The organism is Streptomyces sp. YS415 (assembly GCF_023544665.1).
GTDB lineage: Bacteria > Actinomycetota > Actinomycetes > Streptomycetales > Streptomycetaceae > Streptomyces.
In genome coordinates, this window is record NZ_JAMJFL010000010.1 from 70,118 (window position 1) to 95,879 (window position 25,762).

20 protein-coding genes and 1 pseudogene are annotated in these 25,762 nt (G+C 74.3%); 10 read left to right on the forward strand and 11 right to left on the reverse strand.

The window, feature by feature from the left end; genetic code table 11:
- Positions 1 to 118 precede the first annotated feature (118 nt).
- Positions 119 to 526 carry a CoA-binding protein gene (locus tag M8H82_RS15000; RefSeq protein ID WP_250074036.1) on the reverse strand — a complete coding sequence of 136 codons (408 nt, stop codon included), beginning with the start codon at positions 524 to 526 and terminating at the stop codon, positions 119 to 121.
- Between the two features lie 164 nt (positions 527 to 690).
- On the opposite strand from M8H82_RS15000, the gene M8H82_RS15005 reads away from it, so the two are divergent.
- The 5 genes from M8H82_RS15005 to M8H82_RS15025 all read left to right on the forward strand — a co-directional run bounded on the left by M8H82_RS15005 (position 691) and on the right by M8H82_RS15025 (position 7,025).
- Positions 691 to 1,416 carry a hypothetical protein gene (locus M8H82_RS15005; RefSeq protein WP_250074038.1) on the forward strand — a complete coding sequence of 242 codons (726 nt, stop codon included), beginning with the start codon at positions 691 to 693 and terminating at the stop codon, positions 1,414 to 1,416.
- Between the two features lie 157 nt (positions 1,417 to 1,573).
- Positions 1,574 to 2,116 (forward strand): histidine phosphatase family protein, encoded by a 543-nt coding sequence (locus M8H82_RS15010; RefSeq protein ID WP_250074392.1) that lies wholly within the window; start codon positions 1,574 to 1,576, stop codon positions 2,114 to 2,116.
- A gap of 24 nt (positions 2,117 to 2,140) precedes the next feature.
- On the forward strand, positions 2,141 to 2,767 hold the full coding sequence (locus M8H82_RS15015) for a YigZ family protein (RefSeq protein WP_250074040.1): 627 nt from the start codon (positions 2,141 to 2,143) through the stop codon (positions 2,765 to 2,767).
- Positions 2,768 to 2,871: 104 nt separating this feature from the next.
- The gene (locus M8H82_RS15020) at positions 2,872 to 4,035 is read left to right on the forward strand and encodes an exonuclease SbcCD subunit D (RefSeq protein WP_250074042.1); all 1,164 of its coding nucleotides are present in this window, start codon (positions 2,872 to 2,874) and stop codon (positions 4,033 to 4,035) included.
- The gene (locus M8H82_RS15025) at positions 4,032 to 7,025 is read left to right on the forward strand and encodes an AAA family ATPase (RefSeq protein WP_250074044.1); all 2,994 of its coding nucleotides are present in this window, start codon (positions 4,032 to 4,034) and stop codon (positions 7,023 to 7,025) included. Before M8H82_RS15020 ends, M8H82_RS15025 begins: the two co-directional genes overlap by 4 nt.
- Before the next feature lie 4 nt (positions 7,026 to 7,029).
- On the opposite strand, the gene M8H82_RS15030 is transcribed toward M8H82_RS15025, so the two are convergent.
- Positions 7,030 to 7,476, reverse strand: coding sequence for an Lrp/AsnC family transcriptional regulator (locus M8H82_RS15030; protein ID WP_250074046.1), 447 nt, complete (start codon positions 7,474 to 7,476; stop codon positions 7,030 to 7,032).
- Positions 7,477 to 7,643: 167 nt separating this feature from the next.
- Between M8H82_RS15030 and M8H82_RS15035 the strand changes: the two genes are divergently transcribed.
- On the forward strand, positions 7,644 to 8,126 hold the full coding sequence (locus tag M8H82_RS15035) for a rhodanese-like domain-containing protein (RefSeq protein ID WP_250074048.1): 483 nt from the start codon (positions 7,644 to 7,646) through the stop codon (positions 8,124 to 8,126).
- A gap of 143 nt (positions 8,127 to 8,269) precedes the next feature.
- Here the strand turns inward: M8H82_RS15035 and M8H82_RS15040 are convergent, their stop codons facing one another.
- Both M8H82_RS15040 and M8H82_RS15045 read right to left on the reverse strand, forming a co-directional pair.
- Positions 8,270 to 9,958: a DUF885 domain-containing protein gene (locus tag M8H82_RS15040; protein ID WP_250074051.1), complete on the reverse strand. Its 1,689-nt coding sequence runs from the start codon at positions 9,956 to 9,958 to the stop codon at positions 8,270 to 8,272.
- A gap of 32 nt (positions 9,959 to 9,990) precedes the next feature.
- Positions 9,991 to 10,482, reverse strand: coding sequence for an Lrp/AsnC family transcriptional regulator (locus M8H82_RS15045; protein ID WP_250074052.1), 492 nt, complete (start codon positions 10,480 to 10,482; stop codon positions 9,991 to 9,993).
- Between the two features lie 60 nt (positions 10,483 to 10,542).
- Between M8H82_RS15045 and M8H82_RS15050 the strand changes: the two genes are divergently transcribed.
- Positions 10,543 to 11,745, forward strand: coding sequence for a PLP-dependent aspartate aminotransferase family protein (locus M8H82_RS15050; RefSeq protein WP_250074054.1), 1,203 nt, complete (start codon positions 10,543 to 10,545; stop codon positions 11,743 to 11,745).
- On the opposite strand, the gene M8H82_RS15055 is transcribed toward M8H82_RS15050, so the two are convergent.
- From M8H82_RS15055 to M8H82_RS15075, 5 genes are all read right to left on the reverse strand, one after another.
- Positions 11,742 to 13,148 (reverse strand): GNAT family N-acetyltransferase, encoded by a 1,407-nt coding sequence (locus M8H82_RS15055; RefSeq protein WP_250074056.1) that lies wholly within the window; start codon positions 13,146 to 13,148, stop codon positions 11,742 to 11,744. The two genes, M8H82_RS15050 and M8H82_RS15055, sit on opposite strands and share 4 nt — an antisense overlap.
- A 199-nt stretch (positions 13,149 to 13,347) precedes the next feature.
- Entirely contained in the window at positions 13,348 to 15,972 is a 2,625-nt protein-coding gene (locus tag M8H82_RS15060; RefSeq protein WP_250074058.1) for a DUF6493 family protein, read from the reverse strand.
- On the reverse strand, positions 15,969 to 17,381 hold the full coding sequence (locus M8H82_RS15065; RefSeq protein ID WP_250074060.1) for an SWIM zinc finger family protein: 1,413 nt from the start codon (positions 17,379 to 17,381) through the stop codon (positions 15,969 to 15,971). Before M8H82_RS15065 ends, M8H82_RS15060 begins: the two co-directional genes overlap by 4 nt.
- A gap of 128 nt (positions 17,382 to 17,509) precedes the next feature.
- Positions 17,510 to 19,084, reverse strand: a complete 1,575-nt coding sequence (locus M8H82_RS15070; RefSeq protein ID WP_250074061.1) for an alkaline phosphatase — start codon at positions 19,082 to 19,084, stop codon at positions 17,510 to 17,512.
- A gap of 121 nt (positions 19,085 to 19,205) precedes the next feature.
- Positions 19,206 to 20,651, reverse strand: a complete 1,446-nt coding sequence (locus M8H82_RS15075) for a PLP-dependent aminotransferase family protein (protein WP_250074063.1) — start codon at positions 20,649 to 20,651, stop codon at positions 19,206 to 19,208.
- Between the two features lie 47 nt (positions 20,652 to 20,698).
- Here M8H82_RS15075 and M8H82_RS15080 point away from each other — a divergent pair.
- Positions 20,699 to 21,484: pseudogene (locus M8H82_RS15080) on the forward strand (DMT family transporter); the annotation flags it as partial.
- A gap of 126 nt (positions 21,485 to 21,610) precedes the next feature.
- On the opposite strand, the gene M8H82_RS15085 reads toward M8H82_RS15080, so the two are convergent.
- Complete coding sequence (locus M8H82_RS15085; RefSeq protein ID WP_250074065.1) at positions 21,611 to 22,432, reverse strand: alpha/beta fold hydrolase; 822 nt, start codon at positions 22,430 to 22,432, stop codon at positions 21,611 to 21,613.
- A 182-nt stretch (positions 22,433 to 22,614) separates the two neighbouring features.
- Here M8H82_RS15085 and M8H82_RS15090 point away from each other — a divergent pair, with 182 nt between their 5' ends.
- Complete coding sequence (locus M8H82_RS15090; RefSeq protein ID WP_250074067.1) at positions 22,615 to 23,499, forward strand: RNA polymerase sigma-70 factor; 885 nt, start codon at positions 22,615 to 22,617, stop codon at positions 23,497 to 23,499.
- Between the two features lie 211 nt (positions 23,500 to 23,710).
- A complete protein-coding gene (locus M8H82_RS15095; RefSeq protein WP_250074069.1) occupies positions 23,711 to 24,472 on the forward strand; it encodes a GntR family transcriptional regulator in 762 nt (253 codons plus the stop codon).
- Positions 24,473 to 24,536: 64 nt separating this feature from the next.
- Here the strand turns inward: M8H82_RS15095 and M8H82_RS15100 are convergent, their stop codons facing one another.
- Complete coding sequence (locus M8H82_RS15100) at positions 24,537 to 25,694, reverse strand: ROK family transcriptional regulator (RefSeq protein WP_250074394.1); 1,158 nt, start codon at positions 25,692 to 25,694, stop codon at positions 24,537 to 24,539.
- Between the last annotated feature and the right edge of the window lie 68 nt (positions 25,695 to 25,762).

Sequence of the window (25,762 nt, forward strand, 5' to 3'; positions counted from 1 at the left end):
GCCCCGGACGGCGGCATGCAGCAGGGGGCGGGGGAGAGCGGCTCGGGCATGGCGGTTTCCTCGTGGACGGACGAGCGTCGGGCGGGCGCGGACCCAGTCTCCGCCCCGCTCCGGTGCGTCACCGCAGGAGGGGGATCTCGATGGCCGGGCAGCGGTCCATGACCATCTCCAGGCCGGCCGCGCGGGTGCGGTCGTAGGCGGCCTCGTCGATGACGTCGAGCTGGAACCACACCGCCCTGGCTCCCTTGGCCACGGCGTCGTCGGCCACCGGTCCCGCCAGCTCGCTGTTGACGAACACTTCGACGACCTCCACGTCGAAGGGGATGTCCGCGAGGGAGGCGTAACCCTGCTCGCCGTGCACCGTCTCCGCCTTGGGGTGGACCGGCACCACACGCTTGCCATAACGCTGGAGCACCTGCGCGACGCCGTACGCCGCACGCCGCTGGTTCGACGACAGACCCACCACGGCCCAGGTGTCGCCGAGCTCGGTGAGGATCTTGCGGATCGTCGCTTCGTCGCCGTACAACGGGGCCTCCTCGACCTCATGACACGCCTGTTGTCCGCACAACGGGCAAGGAGGCGGGGAGATTCCCGGGCCCAGGTGCGGTTTCCCGGGAGGACGCGCCGCTTCCTGTCCGGAAAACCGCGCCGCGTGCTGCGCCCGGGCGCGCGCCCGCCTAGGCTCGGGGAGTGCTGCGCATCATCGACTCCCGAACGGGAGTCCCCGTCGAGGCCGCGCCCACCCGGCGCGGTCTGACCCGCGTCGAGGTCCACGCGCCGGGCTTCGACACCGGCGCTCTGCGCGTCCTCCTCGTCGCCGATCTCCTCGTCCGCGCGCTGGAACTCGGTGGCACGCCGGTCCGGGCCGTGCTCCACGGCGACCGCGAGCAGCCCGAGCTGCGGGCCGGAGCCGCGGCGCTGGGGATCCGCCCGCTGGAGGACAGCCGTGAGGCCGGCCGTGGGCTCGGTGAGAAACAGGTCATCCATGTCGTGCCGGAGGACGGGCCGGTACCGGACGGCGTCCGTGTCGACGTCGCGCCCGTCCACGCGACGTCACCCGCACCGCTCACGGGCGCCGACCCCGTGGCCCTGCGTCTCGCCCTGCTCAGCCGGCGCCGGGACCGGCCGGTACGGCTCGACACGGCCGCCCTGACCGAGGCCCACGACACGCTCGTCCGCTGGCGGCACGCGGTCGCGTCCTGGGCGCGGCACCCCTCGCGGCCCGTCCCGGAGAAGGTGCGCAACGATCTGCGCGGCGCCTGGGAGGACGACCTGGACGTGCCCGGCGTACTGCGCCTGCTGGCCCGCGTGGAAACCGACCCGGACCTCCCGGACGGCGCCCGCTTCGAGACCTACGCCTACGCCGACCGCCTCCTCGGCCTGGAGCTCACCCGCGACCTGGGATCCCCGGAATGACTGCGGACACGGGGGCGGGTCAGCGGGGACGCGGGAGGGCGCGGTGCGGAATGCGGCGTGAGATGCCCGGTCAGCCTCGCCGGGGCGTCCCCGTCCCGCATGCCGTCCTGTCCGAGCCCGACCGGTCCGCGCCGGCCCCCGTCCCCGGATGCCCGGCATGATCGCGCGTGCCGGGACGGGCCCGTTGCGTCGGCTGGTCGTGCTGCGGCATGCCAAGTCCGCGTGGCCCGAAGGGGTGCCCGATCACCGGCGGCCCCTCGCCCCGCGCGGGCGCCGGGACGCCCCCGCCGCGGGGCGGGCGCTCGCCGATGCCGATCTGCTGCCCGACCTCGCCCTGTGCTCCACCGCCGTACGCGCCCGGCAGACCTGGGAGCTGGCCTTCGCCGAGTGGGGCACCCCGCCTCCGGTGCGCTACGAGCCGCGGCTGTACGCGGCCGACGTACCGGAGCTGCTCGCCGCCGTGCACGAGACGCCCGCCGCCGTGGAGACACTGCTGCTGGTCGGGCACAACCCGGGGCTCGAGGAGCTGGTGACCGAGCTGGCCGGGGACGGCCTGGACGACGCGCTGGAGCAGGTGAAGGTGAAGTTCCCCACCTCCGCCGTCGCCGTCCTGGCCTGGCGCGGCACCGCCTGGACCGCCCTGACTCCCGGCACCGCGCTGCTGACCTGGTTCACCGTGCCCCGCGGAAAGAAGCGCTGACGGCGCCTGGCATAGGCTGACCGGATGCAGGACGAGTACCGCACAGTGGCCCACGCGGGCGTGCACGAGACCGAGGTCAACCGCTCGCGCTTCCTGTGCGCCCTCGCCCCGGCGGCCACCGAGCAGGAGGCCCAGGACTTCATCGCGGCCGTCCGCAAGGAACACGCCGACGCCACCCACAACTGCTACGCCTACGTCATCGGCGCCGACGCCGGCATCCAGAAGGCGAGCGACGACGGCGAACCCGGCGGCACCGCGGGCGTCCCCATGCTCCAGATGCTGCTGCGCCGCGACATGCGGTACGTCGTCACCGTCGTCACCCGCTACTACGGCGGCGTCAAGCTCGGCGCGGGCGGCCTCATCAGGGCCTACGGCGGCGCCGTCGGCGAGGCACTGGACAGCCTGGGCACGCTCACCCGCCGTCGCTTCCGCCTCGCCACCGTCACCGTCGACCACCAGCGCGCCGGGAAGATCCAGAACGACCTGCGCGCCACCGGACACGAGGTACGGGACGTGCGCTACGGCGAGCACGTCACCCTCGACATCGGACTCCCGGACGCCGATGTGGACGCCTTCCGGTCCTGGCTCGCCGACGCGTCCGCGGGGACGGCCGGATTCGAGCTCGGGGGAGAGGCGTACGGGGACGCATAACGGACGGAAGTGGGCGCAACGGGCGTTGCCCGGTGCGGTCATGACGGGCTGATACGGGAGTAACCGCCCGTGGTGTCAGACCCGGCCGTTAGTCTTCGGGGATCATGAGGCTCCTGCACACTTCCGACTGGCATCTGGGCCGGGCGTTCCACCGCGTGAACATGCTCGACGCCCAGGCCGGGTTCATCGACCACCTCGTCACCACCGTGCGCGAGCGCGAGGTGGACGCGGTGATCGTGTCGGGAGACGTGTACGACCGCGCGGTGCCGCCGCTCGCCGCCGTGGAGCTGTTCGACCAGGCCCTGCACCGCCTCGCCGACCTCGGCGCGCCCACCGTGATGATCTCCGGCAACCACGACTCGGCCCGTCGGCTCGGCGTCGGCGCCGGGCTCATCGACCGCGCGGGCATCCATCTGCGCACCGAACCCTCGGCATGCGGGACCCCGGTGGTGCTGGCCGACCGCCATGGCGAGGTGGCCTTCTACGGGCTGCCCTATCTCGAACCCGCCCTGGTGAAGGACGAGTTCGCGGTGGAGAAGGCGGGCCACGAGGCGGTGCTGTCCGCCGCGATGGACCGTGTCCGCGCCGACCTCGCCGCACGCGCGCCGGGCACCCGTTCCGTCGTGCTGGCGCACGCCTTCGTCACCGGCGGCGAGGCCAGCGACAGCGAACGGGACATCACCGTCGGCGGGGTGGCCGCGGTCCCGGCCGGCGTCTTCGCGGGCGTCGACTACACCGCGCTCGGGCATCTGCACGGCTGCCAGACCATCACCGAGCGCGTGCGCTATTCCGGCTCCCCGCTGGCGTACTCCTTCTCGGAGGCCGACCACCGCAAGACCATGTGGCTGGTCGACCTGGACGCCGACGGTGCCGTGGCGGCCGAGCGGATCGACTGCCCCGCGCCACGCCCCCTCGCCCGGATCCGGGGAGAGCTGGCGGAACTGCTCGCCGACCCGTCCCTCGCCCGGTACGAGGACGCCTGGGTCGAGGCCACCCTCACCGACGCGGTCCGCCCGGCCGACCCCATGGCCCGGCTCACCGAGCGCTTCCCGCACACCCTCAGCCTCGTCTTCGACCCCGACCGCGCCCCGGACGACCCGGACGTCTCCTACGCGAGACGGCTGGCCGGACGCAGCGACCAGCAGATCGCCGAGGACTTCGTCGCCCATGTGCGCGGCGCCGGACCGGACGAGGACGAGCAAGGGGTGCTGCGGGACGCGTTCGACACCGTCCGCGCGGACACGGTGGTGCGGGAGGTGGCCCGATGAGACTGCACCGCCTCGACGTCACCGCGTTCGGCCCCTTCGGCGGCGCCCAGAGCGTCGACTTCGACGACCTGTCCGCGGCCGGACTGTTCCTGCTGCACGGCCCGACCGGCGCGGGCAAGACCTCGGTGCTCGACGCCGTGTGCTACGCGCTGTACGGCGCGGTGCCCGGGGCCCGGCAGAGCGGCCAGGGCCTCACCCTGCGCAGCGACCACGCCCCGCCGGGCACCCGCACCACGGTCACCCTCGAACTGACCATCGCCGGACGCCGGTTGGAGATCACCCGGCAGCCGCCCTGGGAGCGCCCCAAGAAGCGCGGCTCGGGCACCACCCTGGACAAGGCCCAGAGCTGGCTGCGCGAGTACGACGCCACGACCGGCGCCTGGAAGGACCTCAGCCGCTCCCACCAGGAGATCGGCGAGGAGATCACCCAGCTGCTCGGCATGAGCCGCGAACAGTTCTGCCAGGTCGTCCTGCTGCCCCAGGGCGACTTCGCGCGCTTCCTGCGCGCCGACGCCGAGGCGCGGGGCCGGCTGCTCGGCCGGCTCTTCGACACGCACCGCTTCGCCGAGGTGGAGAAGCGCCTCGCCGAGCGCCGGCGCGCGGCCGAGGCGGAGGTCCGGGAAGGCGACGCCGTTCTGCTGGCCGACGCCCACCGCATGCAGCAGGCGGCGGGCGACGCCATGGAGCTGCCCGGGCTGACGCCGGGCGAGCCGGGACTCGCCGAGGCCGTCCTGAGCGCCGCCGCCGTGGCCCGGAGCACCGCCCGCGAGGAACTGGCCGTCGCCCACTGCCGCCTCGCCGCCGCCGAGTCCGCCCAGGCCGCCGCCGAGCGCGCGCTGGCCGACGTACGCGAAACCGCCCGGCTCCAGCGCAGGTTCGCCGAGGCGCGGGAGCGGGCACGGGCCCTGGAGGAGCGGGCCGACGGGCACCGCGCGGCACAGGCGCGGATGGAACGGGCCCGCAAGGCCGAGGCGGTGGCCCCCGCGCTGGAGCTGCGGGACGCCGCCGAGGCCGAGCACCGGCGGGCGTCGGCGGCCCGGGCACACACGCGTGGCCTGCTGCCGGCCGGCTTCGCCGACGCAGGCGCCGCCGGGCTCGCGGCCGCCGCGCGCCGGGCCGCCGAGGAACTGGGCGGCCTGGACTCGGCCCGCCGTGCCGAGCGGCGGCTGGCCGAACTCGCCGAGGAGCGCACCGGGCTGGACCGCCAGGAGCGGGCCGACGAGGACATCCTCCAGGAGGCCGAGACCTGGCTCGCCGGCTGGGACGCGGCCCGCGCGGGGCTGCAGGCGCGGATCGACAGCGCCCAGGAGGCCGCCACCCGGGCCGAACAGCTCGCCGTCCAGCGGGAGCCCGCGGCCGGACGGCTCAGGGCGGCCAGGCTGCGCGACCAGCTGGCGGGGGACACCGACACCGCCGCCGACCGGGCCCGCCGTGCGCGGGACGAGACGCTGGCCGCCAAGGCGCACTGGCTGGAGGTGAAGGAGCGCCGGCTGAACGGCATCGCGGCCGAACTCGCCGCCCAGCTCAGCGACGGCGAGCCCTGCGCCGTCTGCGGCGCCACCGAGCACCCCGCGCCCGCCCGCAAGGACGCCGGACACGTCGACCGCGAGGCCGAGGAGACGGCGCTCGCCGCGTTCCAGGCCGCGGAGGAGCGCCAGACCGAGCGGGAACGGCGGCTCGGCGTCGTCCGGGAGGCGCTGGCCGCCGCCACCGCCGAGGCCGGGGACACGCCCACCTCCGTACTCGCCGACGAGGTCGCGGAGCTGGAGCGCCTGTTCTCCGAGGCCCGCCGATCCGCCTCCGCGCTGCACCCCGCGCACGAGGAACTACGCCGCGCCGAGCAGGAGCACGAACGGCGGGTGACGGCATCCCGGCAGGCGGAGGTCAGGACCGCTGCACGGGTCGGCCACCGGGACCGCCTCGACCGTGAACGGGACGCCCTCGAAGCGGTGTTGACCGAAGCGCGCGGCGCCCTGGACAGCGTGGCCGCCCGCGCCGCCGAGCTGGAACACCGGGTCGGGCTGCTCACCGACGCCGCCGACAGCGCCCGGGCCGCCGAGGACAGCGCGCAGCGGCTCAAGGACGCCGACGCGCGCCTCGCGGACGCCGCGTTCCGTGCGGGGTTCGAGACACCGGAGGCCGCGGCCGACGCCCTCCTGGATGCCACCGCCCACCGAGAACTGCAACGGCGCCTGGACGCCTGGCAGTCCGAGGAGGCCGCCGTACGCGCCGTTCTCGCCGAGGCCGACACGACGGCCGCCGCCCAGCGGCCCCCCGCCGACCTGGCAGTGGCGGAACAGGCCGCGGCCGAGGCGGGCCGGCGGCTGCGGGACGCCGCCTCCGCGCGGGACGCCGCCGAGCGGCGCTGCGCCGAACTCGACCGGCTCTCCGCCCGCTCGACGCAGGGCGCACGACGGCTCGCGCCGCTGCGTGCCCAGTACGACCGGGTGGCCCGCCTGGCCGGGCTCACCGCGGGCACGTCGGCGGACAACGAACGCAAGATGCGCCTGGAGTCCTACGTCCTCGCCGCCCGCCTGGAACAGGTGGCCGCCGCCGCGACCGTACGGCTGCGGCGGATGTCGTCCGGCCGGTACACCCTCGTCCACTCCGACGACCGCGCCGGACGTGGCCGCAGCGGTCTCGGGCTGCATGTCGTCGACGCCTGGACCGGGCGCGAGCGGGACACGGCGACGCTCTCCGGCGGCGAGACCTTTTTCGCCTCGCTGGCCCTCGCCCTCGGTCTCGCGGACGTCGTCACCGACGAGGCCGGCGGAGTGCGGCTGGACACCCTCTTCATCGACGAGGGCTTCGGCAGCCTCGACGACCAGACCCTGGACGAGGTCCTCGACGTCCTCGACTCCCTGCGCGAACGCGACCGCAGTGTCGGCATCGTCAGTCATGTCGCCGATCTGCGGCGGCGCATCCACGCCCAGCTGGAGGTCGTGAAGAGCCGCTCGGGATCGACCCTGCGGCAGCGCGGCGCCGGCTGAGCGGCTACCGGCCCAGCGGGCGGCGGGGGAGCGGGGAGGAGTAGACGACGGACGTGGTCACCGAGCCGAGCGCGCCGATCCTGCCCGAGACCTCCTCCAGGTGGCGCATCGAGCGGGCCGCGACCTTGATCACGAAGCAGTCGTCGCCGGTGACGTGGTGCGCCTCCAGGATCTCCGGCGTCACGGCGACCAGGTCGTGGAACGGCTTGTAGTTGCCGGTCGGATAGCGCAGCCGGACGAACGCCAGGATCGGCAGGCCCAGTCGCTCCGGCGCCACCACCGCCGAGTAGCCCTGGATGACACCGGCCTCCTCCAGCCTGCGCACCCGCTCGGTGACCGCGCTCGGCGACATCGACACGGCCCGCGCCAGCTCGGCGAAGCTGGCCCGGCCCTCGCGCTGGAGGACATCGAGGATGCGCCAGTCGGTGGCGTCCGGTGAATACGTGGTCATGGCCGGAGCTAACAGGGAATTCCCCGGCCGATCAAGAAGAGCGCCGGGGATCGGCCCTTCAGTGAGTTGATCTTCGGGCCGTAGATTTCCGGTCATGAGCCCTCGTGGCAGCCGCGACGACCGCGGAGGCCCCGAGGACGACGGAGCGACCACAGAAGGGCCCGATCATGAGCAGCATCACCACCGCCGCCAACCCCGTCCTGCGGGTGGCCCCGGCGGACCCGGCCGAGGCCGCCGCCTACTTCCGCGCCAGTCTGGTCTTCCACGCCGACGTCTCCGACGTGGCCGCCGCCCTCGCGGCCGACGGCGACCCCGGGTTCGTCGTCCTGGACTCCCGGTCCACCGCCTCCTGGGACCAGGGCCACGTCCCCGGCGCCGTCCACCTGCCCACCGCGCTCATCCCCGAGCAGGCCGAGCAGCTCCTCGACAAGTCCGTGCCCGTCGTCACCTACTGCTGGGGTCCCGGCTGCAACGGCGCCACCCGGGCCGCCCTCGCCCTCGCCGAACTCGGCTTCCAGGTCAAGGAGATGCTCGGCGGCTTCGAGTACTGGGCGCGCGAGGGCTTCGCGTACGAGACCTGGCAGGGGCCCGCCCGCGGCGCCGCCGACCCGCTCACCGCGCCGGTCGACAGCGAGGACTGCGGCTGCTGACAGCGCCCGCGCACGGGTGCCGGGGCCAGTGCGGCGCTGATCCTGGGGGCGATCCGGCCCCGGTCCGCCTCACCGCGTGGCTCGCCACGGGCGAGGCGGACCGGTCGTCGTTCAGGAGGGCGGCTGCCGCCGCTCGCTCCGGTTCAGAGCCGGGCGAGTTCGTCGACCAGGTCGTCCAGGCCCAGCGAGCCCTGCGAGAGGGCCGCCATGTGCCAGGCCTTGAGATCGAAGGCGTCGCCGTGGCGCTCGCGCGCCTTCTCGCGGCCCAGCAGCCAGGCCCGCTCGCCCAGCTTGTAGCCGATCGCCTGCCCCGGAATCGTCAGATAGCGGGTCAGTTCGCTCTCCACGAACTCCGCCGACCGGCTGCTGTGCGCCCCGAAGAACTCCTCGGCCAGCTCCGGCGTCCAGCGCTCACCCGGGTGGAACGGCGAGTCCGCCGGGATCTCCAGCTCCAGGTGCATCCCGATGTCGACGATGACGCGGGCCGCGCGCATCATCTGCGCGTCGAGATAGCCGAGCCGCTCCTCGGGGTCGGTGAGGAAGCCGAGTTCGTCCATCAGCCGCTCCGCGTACAGCGCCCAGCCCTCGCAGTTGGCGCTGACCTGGCCGATGGTGGCCTGGTAGCGGGAGAGCCGGTCCGCGACGTGCACCCACTGCGCGATCTGGAGGTGATGGCCCGGCACTCCCTCGTGGTACCAGGTCGACACCAGGTCGTAGACCGGGAAGCGGGTCAGGCCCATCGTCGGCAGCCAGGTGCGGCCGGGACGGGAGAAGTCCTCGCTCGGCCCGGTGTAGTACGGGGCGGCGGCGCCTCCGGGCGGGGCGATGCGGGACTCCACCCTGCGCACCCGCTCGGCGAGCTCGAAGTGGGTGCCGTCCAGCTCCTCGATCGCCCGGTCCATCAGACCCTGGAGCCAGGCCTGCACCTCGTCGACGCCCTCGATGTGCCGGCCGTGCTCGTCGAGGTGCGCGAGCGCCACCCACGGGGTACCGGCCCCGGGCAGGACCCTCTCCGCCTCCTGCCGCATCTCGCCGAGGAGACGGTGGAACTCGGACCAGCCGTACGCGTACGCCTCGTCCAGGTCGAGATCGGTGCCGTTGAAGTGGCGCGACAGCCGGGCGTAGCGCTCCCGGCCCACGGTGTTCGGGGCGCCGTCGACGGCCGGGGCGTACACCTCCCGCATCCAGTCCCGCAGCTCCACCACGGCCGCGGTCGCCCCGCGGGCCGCCTTGTCCAGCTCGCCGCGCAGCGCCTCGGGGCCCGCGGCGGCGAAGTCCTCGAACCAGCCCCGGCCCGCCCCGGTGTCCGCCCACTCGGTGAGCTGGTCCAGGAAGGTGGCGGTCGGCCGCGGTGCCGCGTACAGCTTGCGCTCCAGGCCCAGGGTGAGCGACTCGCGGTATCCGGCCAGGGCGGCGGGCACCGCGCGCAGCCGCTCGGCGAGGGCCGCCCAGTCCTCCTCGGTCTCGGCCGGGGTGATGGTGAAGATCTCCCGCACCGAGTGCGGGGGCGTGCCCAGGTTGCCGACGGCGCGCAGGCCCTCGTCGGCCTCGTGCACGGCGAGTTCGGCGGTCAGCCGTTCCCGCAGCAGGCGGGCGCAGCGGCGCTCGATGTCGCTGTCCGCGCCGGGCTGCCGCTCGGCCTCGTCGAGCCGCGCCAGGGTGGCCCGCGCCAGCTCCGCCAGCGCTTCCTGGCCGGCGGGCGAGAGATCGGGCAGTCGGCTCGAACTCTCCTTCACACCGAGATAGGTACCGGTCACGGGATCGAGGGCGATGAGGTCGTCGACATAGGCGTCGGCGACCGCGCGGGGCAGCGGGCTCTTGGTCTCTGACATGCGGCCCATCCTCGTACGGCGTTTGCCGGGCGTCACCCGGATTGAGCCGAGGGCGAAGGCGGCAGCAGCGGGCCGCAGTCCCACTGCTGGAAGATCAGCCGGGTCTCCACGCGCGCCACTTCCCGCTGCGAGGTGAACTCGTCCAGCACCAGCCGCTGGAGATCGGTCATGTCCGCCACCGCGACATGGACCAGATAGTCGTCGGGACCGGTGAGGTGGTAGACGGTCCGCGACTCCGGCAGGGCGCGGATCCGGTCCACGAACGGCCCCACCAGCTCCCGCCGGTGCGGCCGGACCTGCACCGACAGCAGGGCTTCGAGCCCACGCCCGAGCTTCGCCGGGTCCAGCCGCAGTTGGTGGCCGAGAATCACCCCGGCCCGCCGCAGCCGGGTCACCCGGTCAAGACACGTCGACGGTGCGACCCCGACCTGCGCGGCGAGGTCCCGGTACGTCGTCCGGGCGTCGTTCTGCAACAGCCGCAGCAGGTGAAGGTCCACCGGATCCAGTACGACAGATTCGGCCACCGGCCGAACGTAGCACGGCGTTCGATTCCGGTGACCCGGTCGGCGTTCACTCTTCCGCCCATGGAGATCCCTGTGCGCTCGAGAGCTCTGGCCACCGAAGCCGTGCACGCCGGCCGCGACGACCTCGCCGGTCTGGGCCTGCACGCCCCGCCGATCGACCTGTCCACGACCTACCCCTCCTACGACAGCCGCGGCGAGGCCGCCCGCATCGACGCGTTCGCCGAGACCGGCGCCGACCCGGACGGACCGCCCGTCTACGGGCGCCTCGGCAATCCGACCGTGGCCCGCTTCGAGACCGCGCTGGCCCGCCTGGAGGGCACCGACTCCGCGGTGGCGTTCGCCAGCGGCATGGCCGCGCTGAGCGCGGTGCTGCTGGTACGGGCCTCGATGGGCCTGCGCCATGTCGTCGCCGTACGCCCGCTGTACGGATGCAGCGACCACCTGCTGACCGCCGGTCTGCTCGGCTCGGAGGTGACCTGGACGGACCCGGCCGGCATCGCGGACGCCCTGCGCCCCGACACCGGCCTGGTGATGGTGGAGTCCCCGGCCAACCCGACGCTCGCCGAGGTCGACCTGCGTGCCGTCGCCCACGCCTGCGGTTCGGTCCCGCTGCTCGCGGACAACACCTTCGCCACCCCGGTGCTCCAGCGCCCCGTCGAGCAGGGGGCGCGCCTGGTGCTGCACAGCGCGACCAAGTACCTCGGCGGACACGGTGACGTGATGGCGGGCGTGGTGGCCTGCGACGAGGAACTGGCCGGACGTCTGCGGCAGATCCGGTTCGCCACCGGCGGGGTCCTGCACCCGCTCGCCGGCTACCTCCTGCTGCGTGGCCTGTCCACGCTCCCGGTGCGGGTCCGCGCGGCCTCCGCGACCGCGGCCGAACTGGCCGGCCGCCTCGCCGCCGACCCCCGGGTGACCCGGGTCCACTACCCGCGCATCGGCGGCGCGATGGTCGCCTTCGAGGTGGCCGGAGACCCCCACGAGGTCATCGCCGCGGTCCGCCTGATCACCCCGGCGGTCAGCCTCGGCAGCGTGGACACCCTCATCCAGCACCCGGCGTCCATCAGCCACCGCATCGTGAACGAGGGCGACCGACGGAACGCCGGGGTGAGCGAGAGCCTGCTGCGCATGTCGGTGGGCCTGGAGGACGTAGAGGATCTCTGGGCAGATCTGGACAACGCCCTGGGCGGAACGCGCCCCGACAGGGGCGCGGGGAACCGCGCGACCAGCCGCAACGAACGCGCGGTGGCGGGCCGGCCCTAGCCCTTGCGGCGCGCCGACTCTTCCAGTCCCACCTGCGCCTGGGAGGCGAGCCTGGCCGTGATCACCAGCGTGCCCTCCTCGATCTGGTAGTCGAGCGGCAGCCCGAGCCCCCGCATCGCCGCCACCATCCCGGTGTTGGACGACTGGGTCACCGCGTACACACTCTCGCACCCGGCCTCCACGGCCATCCCCACCAGCCTGCGCAGCAACTCCGCCCCGATCCCGCGCCGCTGCCACGCGTCCTCGACGAGCAGCGCGACCTCGGTCTCGTCCCCGTCCCACAGGAGGTGACCGAGCCCCACGATCCGCCCGGACGCCGTCTGCACGGCGAGCGTCCGCCCGAACCGCGGACTGAGGAGGTGGTTCAGGTACCGGTCGGCGTCACCCACGGGCCCGTGGTACCGCATGGCCAGCGTCCGCGAGGAGCACCGCTCGTGCATGGCCTTCGCGGCCTCCACATCGCCGGTGTCGGCCCGCCGCACGGTGATGTCACTGCCCTCCGGCAGCGTCAGCACGTCCTGGCTGCCCGGCACCCGGGGACCGAGCCGGGCGTCCAGCTCCACCAGGGCCCTCGCCCGGGCGAACTCGGTGGGCGTGAACGGCAGATACGGCCGCTCCACGGTGATCACTCCGCCCTCGGGGGCCCGCAGCCGCAGCACGGTGTCCTCCAGGACGCCCTCCACGGGAACGCCCTCCGGCGCCCGTCCGGCGACCGGCGCGCCGGGCAGCTGGCGGATGGTGCAGCGGCCCAGCAACTGCCGCAGGGCGAGCGGAAGTTCGGCCGCGTCCAGGGCGGTGCGGGTGGCGAGGCCCAGCACCCGGGTCGGCGCGTCCACCAGGTCGTGGGCGTCGGCGCGCTCGGTCCAGGTGCTGGTGCCGCCCGCCCGGGAGACGGCCCGGGTGATCTCGGCGACCGCGAGGTCACCGGGGGCGCGCAGCAGGAACTCGTCCACCGTGCCGTCGCCCAGCGGATGGGTCTGCAGGCTCAGGATGTCGACCCGCAGCTCGGCGAGGGCCGCGCAGAGCACGGCCAGCGAACCCGGCTCGTCCTTCACGGTCGTCCGCATCCGCCACAGCGTGCTCTCGCCGGGGGAGACCCCGGCCGGCTGCTGCGACGAAGGGTCCGACGGCCCGGCCTGCCGCTCAGCGGCGGGCCGGGCGCCGGTATCGTCCGTCGGCGGTGCGTGGCCGTGGCGGCGTGACCACCATGTGTGGAACGCGGCCGTGGCGATCAGCAGGACCGCCGACACCAGCAGCAGCTCCGGTCCGTCCGGGCCGTGCCCGACCAGATTGGCCACGGCGTCCGCCACCGCGACGGCCGTGAACAGCGCGGCGAGTTCGATGACGTCCCGCCGCCAGTGGTGGACAGGACGCCCGTGCTTCGCTCGCGTCACATCAGACATGTCTCGACTCATGCAGCCACTGTGAAGGAACGGTGTTGCGTGATCACGAACCCTGTGTGACCGGGCGGTAAAGCTCGCTTCTGCACCTTTTGTCGAATCTTCTACGGTTGTGGTGCCGCCGCCGGCCGGCCTCCGTCTCCTTCCTGGTCGTCAGTCCGCGTCGACGCCGGGCCTCGGACCTACGGCGTAGGGGCCTACGTCAGGCGGCCACGTCCGGGACCAGCGCACTGCGGAGCCGACGGGCCTGGGCCAGCAGACGGGAGGAGCCACGGCGTCCGGCCGTCTGCGCCAGATGCGGCACCTCGCCCCGTGCCCCGGACCGCTCGGCGCAGTCCGCCGCCACGGCCAGCAGATCCACGAGCCCGCGGGGCGGGGCGGGCGGCCGGTCACCGGTGAGGCCGGCGAGCAGGGCGGGGAGCGTGTACCGGAGTATGTCCCAGACCGTGGCGTTCGCACCGGTCGCCGCCGCCGTCCGCACGGACTCCACGAGCCGTGCCGGCTTGACCGCCCCCCGGTGCACCAGCTCCCCGAGGTCCGCGCCCAGCCGCTCCGTGTCGAGTTGTTCTCGCGCGGCCAGCACCAGCAGGGCGTCCACGGCGGCGAGCCGGTCCTCCTCGTGCCGCGCGCCGAGCGCGTACGCGATGCCCAGGTGCAGGGCGGGGCCTGCCGCGCCGTCCGACTCGGCGAGCCGGGGGAGTACCCCGGCGGCTCCCCGGGTGTCGTCCACGGCCAGCGAGGAGAAGTCCCGCAGCAGCCGGAGAGCCACGAGTCCGCGGTGTTGGGGCAGCAGGGCCGTCCAGTGCGGGTGCAGGTCGGCGTCCCAGTGGTAGCAGCGCCAGCGCTCGCTGTAGACGGTCACCGGTCGGCCCAGGGGGTGGAAGTCCGGCGGGAAATCCTCCTGCAGCTCCGGGAGTTCGCCGGACTCCAGCAGGACCCGGGGACCGGCGGTGCGCCGTCGCACCGGTGGCAGGGCCGGCCCGTCGGCGGTGAGCCACCGGGCCAGGCGCGTGCCCTCCGGGGTGCCCAGCTCAGCCGCCCGTGCCGCGGCCGCCCCGGCCGCCGTGCGGTCCTGGTGCCGGACCCGCAGCAGTGCCTGCGCGAAGTCGGCGGGCGCCACCCGGGTGCCGAGCTCGCGGTAGGCGTCGAGCCGGGCGACCAGCTCGTCCGGCTCGAGGATGCCGGTACTCCAGGTGGGGGTGGAGAGCAGGAAGGGCGGGGGATCGGCGTGGACCAGGTCCGCGATCTCCCATATCCGGGCGTTGAAGGCCCGGCCGAGCGGGCTGTGCACACACCCCGCCCCGGACAACGGGTCCTGCAGCGGTGTACCGAAGCCCTCACCCGGCGTCCTGTGCAGCAGGGCCGCGAGAACGAGCTCCAGATGGCGGTCGCCGAGGAAGCCGCTCGCATGGACGGTGCCGGTGCCGAACCAGCTCAGCCGGCTCACCACCGGCCGGAGGGCTTCGCGCAGGGTGCCCGGATCCCGGTGGGCGTGGCGCACCAGGCCGTCGAGGGTGCGCTCGAAGGCGACCACGTCATCCGCGGTGCCCGCCAGCAACGCCCCGACCTCTTCCGCGAGTTCGGCCGCCGACTCCGGAGCGGGCGCCAGCCGCAGCGGCACCGGTACCGGCGGCAGCACCTCCTCGTACCCCTGCGTGGTGACAGGGACCCGGCCCAGGGCCTCGGCCACCCGGGCACGCAGAAGGGGAGGCGCCTGCTCGGCCCCGGCGACGAGTACCTCCCGCACGCCCGGGTCGCCGATCCTCGGCGCGTGCCGCTCCACCAGCTTCACCGCCCGCTCCCGCACCTCGGAGTCCGGGTGCCCGAGGGCCTGTGCCAGGGCGGGCAGCAACGCGTCGACCCCGGAGGCGTCCTGGGCGAGGACCTTGCCCAGCAGCACGAGCTGGGCCCGCAGCAGCTTCTTCTCGGTGCGGAACAGCACCGCCTGGGACATCTCCGCCAGTCGCCGGGGAGGGAGTTCGCCGTCCAGGGCGAGCCCGGCCAGCAGCGACTGGGCGTGCCCGGCGACGGGTGAGGCGGCGTCCGCGGCGAGCGCCGTCCAGTCGGCCACCCGCTCCCGCTCCTCCTCACGGGTCGGGGCCAGCGCCTGCAGCAGCTGGAGGAACACCCGCACGTCCGACGCCCGGCCGCCCCGGAGCAGGCGGGCCACACAGCCGTCCAGCATCGGCTTGCGGTCCAGGGTGCCGTCCTCGGTGAGGCGGGCCAGGGACGCGGGCCAGCTGTTGGCTCCCTCCCCGGCGATCCAGCCGAGCACCGAACCGATGTCGTCGACCTCGAAGAGCGCGGCCACGAGTTCCGCGAGCTGCGGCTCCTGGCGGAGCCGGTCGGCGAGGGAGCCCGAGCGCGCCCAGGAGCTGCCGATGTGCCGCAGCCAGCCCTGGAGGTAGGCGTCGGTGGTGGGCACCGGGCAGGCGGAGAGCCGTACCAGGCCCGTCATCAGGTCGAAGGGGATCCGGGCGCTGACCGGACGCCGGGCGAGCCGGTGGGCGACATCGGCGATCCAGGCGAGGTCCCGGTCGGCCAGCGCGTCGACCAGCCGGGCCGGTGAGGCGGACGCCCAGGTGAAGTCGGTGGCCGCCAACCAGTTCGCCACAGCCGCGGCCCCGGTCTGGCAGGCGGCGCCGGCCAGATGCAGGGCAGGCAGGATCCGCTGCCCCCGCTCGCTCCAGAGGTTCGGACGCAGCTCCTTGCGCAGCGCCTTCAACTCCGGGAAACAAGCCCGCCGTTCGGCGTCCGTCATCCCGTCCAGCAGGTCCGCCACCTCGGCGATCCGTCCCGCCCGCACCGCGTCCGTCAGCGCATTCATCGCACACCCCCGTCGACCCGTGCCATTGCCGTCCCCCGCCCGGCCGCGGCGCCGCGCCGCACCATCCGTACCGCCAGGGCGTGCTTGCAGGGCCCGCGCCCGCCCCGGTACTTCCCCCACCACAGGCAGGTGCAGCTCAGCACCCCCGCCTCGTCCCGCACCCGGTGCACATGGCCGTCCTGCGCGGTGACCGTGCCGAGCGCGCCGTCCAGGGCGACCGCGCCCGCCGCCACCAGGTCCCGGGCGGAGCGCAGCCGGGGATTGTGCCGCTCCACGCGCGCGGAGTCGTACGGCAGTTCCCGGTGGAAGTGCGCCGCCTCCGCGGTGTCGTAGCCCACCCGGCCCGAGGTGCCGAGGCGGACCAGGGCCGCTCGCACCCGCTCCGGGACGAGCCCCGAGGCGGCGGCGAGGTCGGTGACGTCGATGCGCGGCTCCCAGGCGAGGAGCACCGAGATCAGCTCCGCGTCCCCGGCGGCCTCCTCGGTGGCGAGCGCGTCGAGGACGCCGCCCTCGCCGGAGAAGCCGCGGGAGGCGTCGGGCGACAGGGTGAGGGTGAGCCGCATCCCCGGGAGCACCATCTCCCAGGCGCTCGCGGTCGCCGCCGAGCCCGCGCCGACCGCGGGGCCGTACACCCGCAGGGTGGTGGCGTGCCGGAGCACCCGCTGGAGCGCGCTCAGCCGCTCCGGGCCCGGCAGGCAGACCGCGCCGGGCACCGCGCGGGTGGTCGGGCGCAGTCCGCGGCCCGCCGGGACCACCCAGCGCGGGCCTCCCGCCGCGCCGCGCGGTCCGGCCTTCGGCAGCGCGCGCAGGAACCGCACCGCCTCGGCGGCGGGCAGCTCGGCGCGCAGGTCGAAATCGGCGGCGATCACCTGGGACTCCGCGAAGCCGCGCAGCCAGCGGTCGGGGAGCGGAACCTTCTTCTCCACCACCGGTCCGTCCAGCGTGGTCACCGTCAGGTCGTCGGGGCCGACGCGCAGGTGCAGCGGATCGTCCGTGCCGATCCTCGACAGCGCCTCGCGCAGCGGGTTGTTGACGTCCACGTTCGTCGTGCCGTGGCCCACCTCGCCGCCGTCCAGGCCCGCGGTCAGCACGTCGAGCCGGGCGTACACCCCGCCGCAGCCGGAGAACGACTCGAACCGCAGCCGGTCGCCGTTGCCGGTCACCACCGGATCCAGCGAGGCGCGCACCTGGCGCTGGTAGTAGCGCGCGGCCGCCACGTCGGCCACCGCCAGCAGCCCGGCGGAGGCCGCCTGAGGCGCCGTCAGAAAGCCGGTGAAGAAGCGCGGATGGTCGGTGGTGCCGGTGGGCGTCGCGCCCCGGGAGGTCTCCAGGCCCAGGCGCCGGCCGTCCGCGCCGGAGTCCAGCACGGAGGGTCGGCGATAGGCCACCGCGTGCAGTGATCGCGTCATGGGGAAACCGTAGAAGCCACCACTGACAATCGGCTCCGACCTGCGCATACGCGCTCAGCGAGGCCGATTCGACGTGCCGCGCGCCGGGGGATGACGTCGGCGCGCGACACGGGTGAAGGGTACGTCGGCTACTGGCCGACCCGCCCCGGCTGGAGCACCTTGGTGAACAGCACGGTGCCGTCCTGCTCACGCAGCCGTACCGTCAGCTCGCCGCTGTCACCGTCGATGTCGACCTCGCCGAAGAACTGGTAGCCCTCGGCGGGGGAGACGTTGGCGACCGCCGGGGCCTTGAGGAAGACCCGCTCCGGCCCGAAGGTGCCGTCGAGCGCGTTGGCGGGGAAGGAGCCGGCGTTCAGCGGGCCCGAGACGAACTCCCAGAACGGTGCGAAGTCGGTGAACGCGGCCCGCGAGGGCTGGTAGTGCTGGGCCGAGGTGTAGTGGACGTCGGCGGTCAGCCAGACCGTGCCGGTGATCCGCCGGTGCTTGATGAACCGCAGCAGTTCGGCGATCTGCAGCTCCCGGCCGAGCGGGGCGCCCGGGTCGCCCTGCGCGACCGCCTCGATGTTCGGCTTCCCGTCGCCGGTGTCCGGGACCACCAGGCCGATCGGCATGTCGGAGGCGATGACCTTCCACACCGCCCGGGAGCGGGACAGCTCGCGCTTGAGCCACTCCAGCTGCTGCCGGCCGAGGATGCCCACCGGGTCGGTGCTCTGGTCGTCCGGCGAGTTGGCGTTGCGGTGGGTGCGCATGTCCAGCACGAACACGTCCAGCAGCGGGCCGTGGTGCTGGGTGCGGTAGACGCGGCCGTCGGGGCGGCGCAGCGTGGAGATCGGGTAGTACTCCGAGAACGCCTGCCGGGCCCGGGCTGCGAGCACGTCGACACTCTTCTCGGTGTAGCGGGCGTCGCCGAGGATCTCGCCCGGGTACCAGTTGTTGGTGACCTCGTGGTCGTCCCACTGGATGATGGAGGGGACCTGGGCGTTGAAGGCGCGCAGGTTCTCGTCGAGCAGGTTGTAGCGGAAGTTGCCGCGGAACTCCGCCAGTGTCTCGGCGACCTTCGACTTCTCCTCGGTGGTGATGTTCCGCCAGGTCCGGCCGTCGGGCAGGGTCACGGTCGGGCTGATCGGGCCGTCGGCGTAGATGTTGTCGCCGCTGCAGATGAAGAAGTCCGGGTCGAGGCCGGCCATCGTGTCGTAGATGCGGTAGCCGCCGAGGTCGGGGTTGATGCCCCAGCCTTGCCCCGCGAGGTCGCCGGACCAGACGAACCGGACACCGTCGCGCCGCCGGGTCGAGGCGGTGCGGAAGGTGCCGGTCACCGGCTCGCCGGTGCGGCGCGGGTCGTCCGGGTCGGCGAGCAGCACGCGGTAGTGGATCTGCTCGCCCGAGGGCAGCCCGCGCAGCCGGGTGGTGCCGGTGAAGTCGGTGTCCGCGCCGAGCAGGGGACCGTGCCAACGGCGCGGGTTGCGGAAGGACTCGGTGGCGGACGTCTCGACGATCATCCGGGCGGGCCGGTCGGAGCGGACCCACACCAGGCCCGAGTCCGTCGTCACGTCGCCCGTCTGCACGCCCCAGCCCGCCTCGGGCCGCCCGGACAAGGCGAACGCGGGCGCCGTACCGAGCGCGGTGGGCAGGGACAGGGCCGCGGTGGCGGCGAGCGAGCCGCGCAGAACGCTGCGGCGGCCAGGGGCGGGACGGTGTGACATGGATGGGCCTCCAGGACGGGATCCGGCCAGTGTGCAGTGCCACACCTACGGGGCCGCCGCAGCGCCCGAGCGAACCACGGGTGAACAACTGACCGCCGGGACAAGGGGACCGGCGGCCGGTTCACACCGCCTCGGCCATGGCTCGCACGCCCTCCCGGATCCGGGCCGGTGACAGATGCGCGTACCCCAGGACCAGCCGTACGTCGTCGTGGCCGCCACGCGCGTGTGCGCAGTGGGAGAGCAGGCGCACCGCCACACCGGCCGCGGCCGTGCGCGCCAGGAAGTCCTCCTCGGGCCCGAACCGTTTCGGCAGTACGGCGATGACATGGAGCCCGGCGGCGATGCCCGACACCCGGGACCCCGGGAAGTACTCCTCCAGCGCGGCGACCAGGGCGTCGCGCCGCTCCCGGTAGGCGCGTTGGCAGCGGCGCAACTGGCGGTCGTAGTCGCCGCGCTCCACGAACCGGGCGAACAGCGCCTGGTCGAGCGTGGGATGGCCGAGATCCATCGTCCGCTTGCGCTCGACGACCTCGTCGGCCAGCGCCTCCGGGACGAGCAGCCAGCCGAGCCGCAGTCCCGGCGCGAGGGACTTGCTGACCGAGCCCGCGTAGGCCACCCGCTCCGGGTCCAGTCCCTGGAGCGCGCCCACCGGAGCCCGGTCGTAGCGGAAGTCGCCGTCATAGTCGTCCTCTAGGACGAATCCGTCCACGGACCGTGCCCAGTCCAGCAGTTCGGCGCGGCGCCGCGCGGAGTACGCGATACCCGTCGGGTACTGGTGCGCGGGGGTGGTCACCACGGACCGGGCGTCCGAGGCCCGCAGCGGGCCGAGGGCGAGGCCCTCCTCGTCCAGGGGCAGCGGCACGGCGGCGACGCCCGCGGCGGCGTAGAGCGCGTTGTGCTGCGGGCTGCCGGGGTCCTCCACGCCGACCGTGCGCATCCCGCGGCCGTGCAGGGCGAAACCGAGCAGCGTCGTCGCCTGCGCCACCCCGGAGACGACCACCAGCCGCTCCGGGTCCGCGACCACGCCCCGGCGCCGGGCCAGCAGTTCGGCCAGCGCCGTTCGGAGCCGCGGCAGCCCGCGCGGGTCGGGGTAGCCGAGGTCCTGGTGCGGCAGCTCGGCCAGCACGCCGCGCTGCGCCGCGGCCCAGGCGGCACGCGGGAACAGCGACAGATCCGGGGTGCCGGGCACGAAGTCGGCCCGGGCGCCCGGGGTGCGCGGCGCCAGGTCGTGCGCGCGGGGCCGGGCCGACCGTACGGCGCCGCCCACCCAGGTCCCGGCGCCCCGGCCACTGCGCAGATAGCCCTCCGCGGTGAGCTGTTCGTACGCTTCGGTGATCAGCCCCCGGGACACCCCCAGGTCGGCGGCGAGGTCCCGGCTCGACGGCAGGCGCGTTCCCGCCGTGAGCTGCCCGGAGCGCACCGCCTCCCGCAGCGCGGCCTGCAACGCCCGCCCCCGCGCGCGTGCCGGCGCCGCAGCGGCGGGCAGCAGCAGTTCCCACGCGGCCGAGCCCGTGTCCGCCGGGGCCGTCCCCGCGTGTCCATCCGGATTGGTCTGTGACGCCGTCATGGAAGTGGACCTTAAACCGGACCGCCGCGCTTCCTAGCGTCGCTCCCATGAACACGACCACGCGCGGGTCACTGCTCGCCGCGCTCGCCTGTGTCCTCGTCGGAGGGTCCTTCACCGCCAACAGCGTCCTCGGCGACTACCCGTACGCCGGCGGCCAGTTCCTGCGCTACGCCTTGGCCTGCCTGCTGCTCGTCCCGCTCGCCGGCCGGGGCGCCACCGCCCGGCTCAGGAAGCTCACCGCCCGCCAGTGGGGGCGCCTGGCCCTGCTCGCGGCCGTCGGCATGGTCGGCTTCAACCTGGCCGTCATCGCCGCCGAACGCACCGCCGAACCCGCTGTCCCGGGCGTCCTGGTGGGCTGCGCCCCCGTGGTCGTGGCCGTCCTCGTGCCGCTCCTGGACGGCCGCCGGCCACAGCGGGTCGTGCTGTACGGGGCCACCCTTGTCGCCGTCGGCGCCCTCACCGTCCAGGGCTGGGGCCGTACGGACGGAGCGGGCATCGCCTTCTCGGTGTGCGCCCTGGTCGGCGAGGTCGGGTTCGCCGTGCTCGCCGTGCCCGTCCTGCGCCCGCTGGGCCCGCGGCTGCTGTCCGCAACGGTGTGCGGTGTCGCCGCCGTCGAGTCCGCGCCGGCCGCGCTGATCGTCGACGGCACCGGGTGGCTGCGCCGGCCGGACGCCACCGAGACGGCCGCGCTGCTGTGGCAGGCGGTGATCGTCACCGTGATCGGCTTCGTCTGCTGGTACATGGGCATGCAGCGGATCGGCGCGGAGCGCGCCACGCTGTTCTCCGGGCTCATCCCGGTCGCCGCGGCCTGCACCGCGCCGCTGGTCGGCACGGGCTCCTACGGCGCCGCCCAGGCCGCGGGCAGCGCCCTGGTCGGCGCCGGAGTCGCCCTGGGGTCGGGCGCGTTCACCAGAGGTGGGTCGGCGGCTGCCGTCCCAGCAACCGTCTCAGTCCCCGTCTCAGCGGCTGCCGTCGAGGACCACGCGCGCGACGAGCGCGGGGTCGTCGTTCATCGGGACATGTCCGCAGCCGGGCAGCCGGATCAGCCGCGCGCGGGGGATGATCCGCTTGGCGCGCACCCCCTGGCGGCGGATCAGCACCCGGTCCTTGCTGCCCCAGGCCACGGTCACCGGAACGCCGGGGATGTCATCGGTGAACCGGACCGCGGTCCCGGCCCGGAGGGTCTCGGTGAAGGCCGTGGCGTGCGCGAGGGCCAGCGTCTCGGCGACCACGGCCTCGGGTGAACGGCGGTGCGGCCGGGCGTAGATGGTGCTCGTCAGCGCGGTGCGGCCGGCCGCCGTGCGGGACAGCTGCCGGACCAGCGGCAGCGGCATGCCGCGGGCGATCCGCCGCATCGACAGCAACAGGGTGAAGGCGTAGCGGCGCTCGGCCTGCGTCCAGAACCCGGCGGGGGACAGGGCGGTGACGGACCGTACGAGCTTTTCCCGGCCGAGTTCCAGGGCGAGCAGTCCGCCCAGCGAGTTGCCCGCGACATGGGGCCGTTCGATCTCCAGCGCCTCGCACAGGGCGCCCAGCGCGGCGGTCATGGTGGGCAGGTCGTGCGGCAGCCCTTCGGGCAGCGCGGGGGACGCGCCGAACCCGGGCAGGTCGACGGCGATCACGTCGCGCTCGGTCGCGAGGATGTCCAGCACCGGGTCCCAGGCCTGCCGATGGTGACCTATCCCGTGCAGCAGGAGCAGCGGCTCGCCGCGGCCCACGCGCGCGTAGGAGAGGGTCACGGACCGCGGGCCCCGCGGGGCGAAGGAGACGGTGGTGGACATGGGTGCTCCTCGCAGGGGACTCGTCGAACGTCGTAGACAGCTTGTCAGCAATTGCTACCGACGGGTAGACCCTGGGCGCGCACCCGAACGGCGGCGGTGAACGCGGCCTGATTCGAGCGCTGTTCTTTGCGTCTGCGACGCCTCGCCTGGACACGGCGGGGCGCGTCGGCTGGGATGGTGGCGTGAGCACCGACACCGTGACCGACGTCTTCGAAGAGCACCGCCCCGTCCTCCTCGACGTCGCGTACCGCATGCTCGGACGCGTCGCCGACGCCGAGGACGTGGTCCAGGAGGCCTGGCTGCGCTGGAGGGGCGCGAGCCGCGCCGAGGTGCGCGACCCGCGCGGCTACCTGGTACGGGTCACCAGTCGCCTGGCCGTCGACCGGCTGCGCCGGCTCAAGGCACGCAACGAGGCGTACGTGGGGCCCTGGCTGCCGGAGCCGTACGTCACCGATTTCGGCGACACCGTTCCGGACACCGCCGAGCGGGCCGTGCTCGCCGACACCGTCTCCCTCGCCGTTCTCGTCGTGCTGGAGTCGCTGTCGCCGCTGGAGCGGGCGGTGTTCGTGCTCCGGGAGGCCTTCGGCTACCCCTACGCGGACATCGCCTCGATGCTCGACCGGGGTGAGCCCGCGGTCCGCCAGCTCGCCGGGCGGGCGCGCAGGCACGTCGACGAGCGCCGGCCCCGCTACGACGTCGACCCCGCCGAACGCCGTGACCTCACCGAACGCTTCCTCGCCGCCGCCTCCGAGGGTGACCTGGAAGGGCTCATGTCCCTGCTTGCCCCGGACGTGCGCCTGGTCGGCGACAGCGGCGGCAAGTCCCGGGCGCCCCTGCGTGCCGTGGAGAGCGCCGACAAGGTGGGCCGCTTCCTCGTCGGCGCCGCGGGCAAGGGCGTCCCCGACGTGTCGTTCCGCTTCCTGGAGGTCAACGGCGGCCTCGCCGTGCTCGCCCTGGGCGACCACGGGCCCGACAGCGTCTTCCAGTTGGAGGTCCTGGAGGGCCGCATCCAGTCGATCTACGTCATCCGCAACCCCGACAAGCTGCGCCTCCTGGACCTCGACTGACCCGACGGGGCTTTGCCGTCGCGTCATGAAAACAGCCCTGTGCGAACGCCCCGTGAACGCTCTGCGGCATGCCCCACGAACCACCCACAAGGGACCGAGGATTGGTATTGACCAAGGGTGGGGGCCGCCCTATGGTCGCAGATAAGTGCAACAACCTTTAATAAACAAGGCGCTGAAACGCGGCCGGACCACGGCGATTGCGGAGGACAGGGTGGGGACCACGCAACTGGAACCGGTGCCGGAACCAAAGTACTGGCATCTCAAGACCGTGCTCAGCGAGGCGCTGGACTCCGAGTTCGCGGTGGGCGAGATCCTGCCCAACGAACGCGATCTCGCCGCTCGCTTCGGCGTGGCCCGCGCCACGCTCCGACAGGCTCTGGAACAGCTCGAACTGGAAGGCAGGCTGCAGCGTCGCCGCGGGGTCGGCACGACGGTGGCGCCGCCGCGCGTGGGGGTCGCGGTCGGCACCGAGCAGCACGTCTGGCCCGGGGGGACCGGAGACGACTGGCAGCCCGTCGACAGCACCCCGGAGGTGCCGCCCGCGTCCGTCGCCGCGGCCTTGGAGACCGGAGCCGAGGAGGCGGTGCACCTGGTGCGCCGCTCCCGTGTGTCGCACGGCCAGCCGGTCGCCGCGGAGCTGCTGTGGGTGCCCGCCTCCTCGGTGCCCGACCTGACCGCCATCGACGCACCCGCCGGAGCCGCACGCGCGCGTGCGGTCCTGCGCGAACTGCAGCGACGGGAACTGGAAGGCCGGGAGAGCGCCGTCGAGCTCGGCTCGGCCCGCGCGGACGACGCCAAGCAGCTGGACCGGCTCCCGGGGGCGCCCGTCCTGGTCGTCACCACGCGCTATGTCTCCGAGGGCCGCACCGCGGCCCTCTCGGTGGCCACCTACCGGGCGGACACCTGCCGGCTCACCTTCGGTGACTCCGGCGGTGTGGAGATCCACGAGGGCCCCGAACGCCGGGCGTCCTGAGCGGACCCGGCCCGCACCACGCCTCGCGCCCCGGAACTCCACCGGGGCGCGAGGCGTTGCACGGTCAGCGGCGGGCCGTGACCGTCCCCTCGACCGCGAACAGCTGCTCCTCCACGTGGTCGAGCGCCAGCCGCAGCGCCCCCGTCGCGACGGCCGCCTCACCGAGCAGGGACAGCGTGACCTTCGGCGGCCGCAGACAGTAGCGCGCCAATTCCCGGCGCAGCGGCTCCAGTACGCCGTCCAGACCGGCCGCCCAGCCGCCCACGACGACCAGTTCCGGGTCGAGCGCCAGCACCAGGGCGGCCACGTCGTGCACGAGCCGGTGGTTGAACCGGTCCACGGCCGCGCGGGAACGCTGGTCGCCCTCGCGCGCCTTGGCGAACACCTTGGCGACCGCCTGCTCGTCGAGCGGGTGCAGCGGCTCGTCCGTGGTGGACAGCAAGGTCTCCGGCGTCGCCTCCCGGCCCAGCAGGTGCAGGGCGCCGATCTCGCCCGCCGCCCCGCCGAACCCCCGGTGCAACCGGCCGCCGATCAGCGAACCCGCGCCCGGACTCAGCCCCGCCAGCACGAACACGATGTCGTCGGACTCGGTCGCCGCGCCCTTCCAGTGCTCGGCCACGGCGGCGGCGTTGGCGTCGTTCTCGACCAGCACCGGGCACTTGAAGGACCGGCTCAGCCGCTCGCCCAGCGGCAGCCCCGACCACTGCGGCAGGGCCGTGCTCAGCCGTACCGTGCCGTCCGCCTCCACGATCCCGGGTGTCGCGGCCCCCACGGCCCGCAGCGAGCCGCGCGCCACTCCGGCCCGGCGCAGCAGCTCGGCGACCGCGGTCCGCAGCTTCTCCAGCCGCTCGTCGGCGGTGGCCCGCTCCTCGACGTCCTTGGCGATCGAGCCGAGCACCCGGCCGTCGAGGTCGGACAGCAGCGCGGCTACCCGGTGCGGCCCGATGTCCAGGCCCAGCAGATGCCCGGCCTCGGCCCGGAACCGGTACCGCCGGGCCGGCCGCCCCTGCCGCCTCGCCACGCTCTCGTCGGCGGCCTTCTCCACGACGTAGCCCGTCCCGATGAGGTCCTCGACCACGCCCTCGACGGTCGGCCGGGACAGCCCGGTCACCCGGGTGATCTCGGTCAGCGTCGCGCAGTCCGTGGCACGCAGCGCGTGCAGCACCACCGCGGAGTTGATCCTTCGCAGCAGCGAGGGATCCCCGCCGGTCAGCCGCCCCACCGTCCGTCCTCCCAGCTCGTGCGCGATGTTGGCCGGATCGTACTCGGCCCGGCGGACCCCGGCGAGTG

What these genes read in the sequence shown, in the direction of transcription:
- M8H82_RS15010 (WP_250074392.1), top strand. Translation starts at nt 1,574, where the DNA reads ATGATCGCGCGTGCCGGGACGGGCCCGTTGCGTCGGCTGGTCGTGCTG.
- M8H82_RS15015 (WP_250074040.1), top strand. Translation starts at nt 2,141, where the DNA reads ATGCAGGACGAGTACCGCACAGTGGCCCACGCGGGCGTGCACGAGACC.
- M8H82_RS15020 (WP_250074042.1), top strand. Translation starts at nt 2,872, where the DNA reads ATGAGGCTCCTGCACACTTCCGACTGGCATCTGGGCCGGGCGTTCCAC.
- M8H82_RS15025 (WP_250074044.1), top strand. Translation starts at nt 4,032, where the DNA reads ATGAGACTGCACCGCCTCGACGTCACCGCGTTCGGCCCCTTCGGCGGC.
- M8H82_RS15030 (WP_250074046.1), bottom strand. Translation starts at nt 7,476, where the DNA reads ATGACCACGTATTCACCGGACGCCACCGACTGGCGCATCCTCGATGTC.
- M8H82_RS15035 (WP_250074048.1), top strand. Translation starts at nt 7,644, where the DNA reads ATGAGCAGCATCACCACCGCCGCCAACCCCGTCCTGCGGGTGGCCCCG.
- M8H82_RS15040 (WP_250074051.1), bottom strand. Translation starts at nt 9,958, where the DNA reads ATGTCAGAGACCAAGAGCCCGCTGCCCCGCGCGGTCGCCGACGCCTAT.
- M8H82_RS15050 (WP_250074054.1), top strand. Translation starts at nt 10,543, where the DNA reads ATGGAGATCCCTGTGCGCTCGAGAGCTCTGGCCACCGAAGCCGTGCAC.
- M8H82_RS15055 (WP_250074056.1), bottom strand. Translation starts at nt 13,148, where the DNA reads ATGTCTGATGTGACGCGAGCGAAGCACGGGCGTCCTGTCCACCACTGG.
- M8H82_RS15060 (WP_250074058.1), bottom strand. Translation starts at nt 15,972, where the DNA reads ATGAATGCGCTGACGGACGCGGTGCGGGCGGGACGGATCGCCGAGGTG.
- M8H82_RS15065 (WP_250074060.1), bottom strand. Translation starts at nt 17,381, where the DNA reads ATGACGCGATCACTGCACGCGGTGGCCTATCGCCGACCCTCCGTGCTG.
- M8H82_RS15070 (WP_250074061.1), bottom strand. Translation starts at nt 19,084, where the DNA reads ATGTCACACCGTCCCGCCCCTGGCCGCCGCAGCGTTCTGCGCGGCTCG.
- M8H82_RS15075 (WP_250074063.1), bottom strand. Translation starts at nt 20,651, where the DNA reads ATGACGGCGTCACAGACCAATCCGGATGGACACGCGGGGACGGCCCCG.
- M8H82_RS15085 (WP_250074065.1), bottom strand. Translation starts at nt 22,432, where the DNA reads ATGTCCACCACCGTCTCCTTCGCCCCGCGGGGCCCGCGGTCCGTGACC.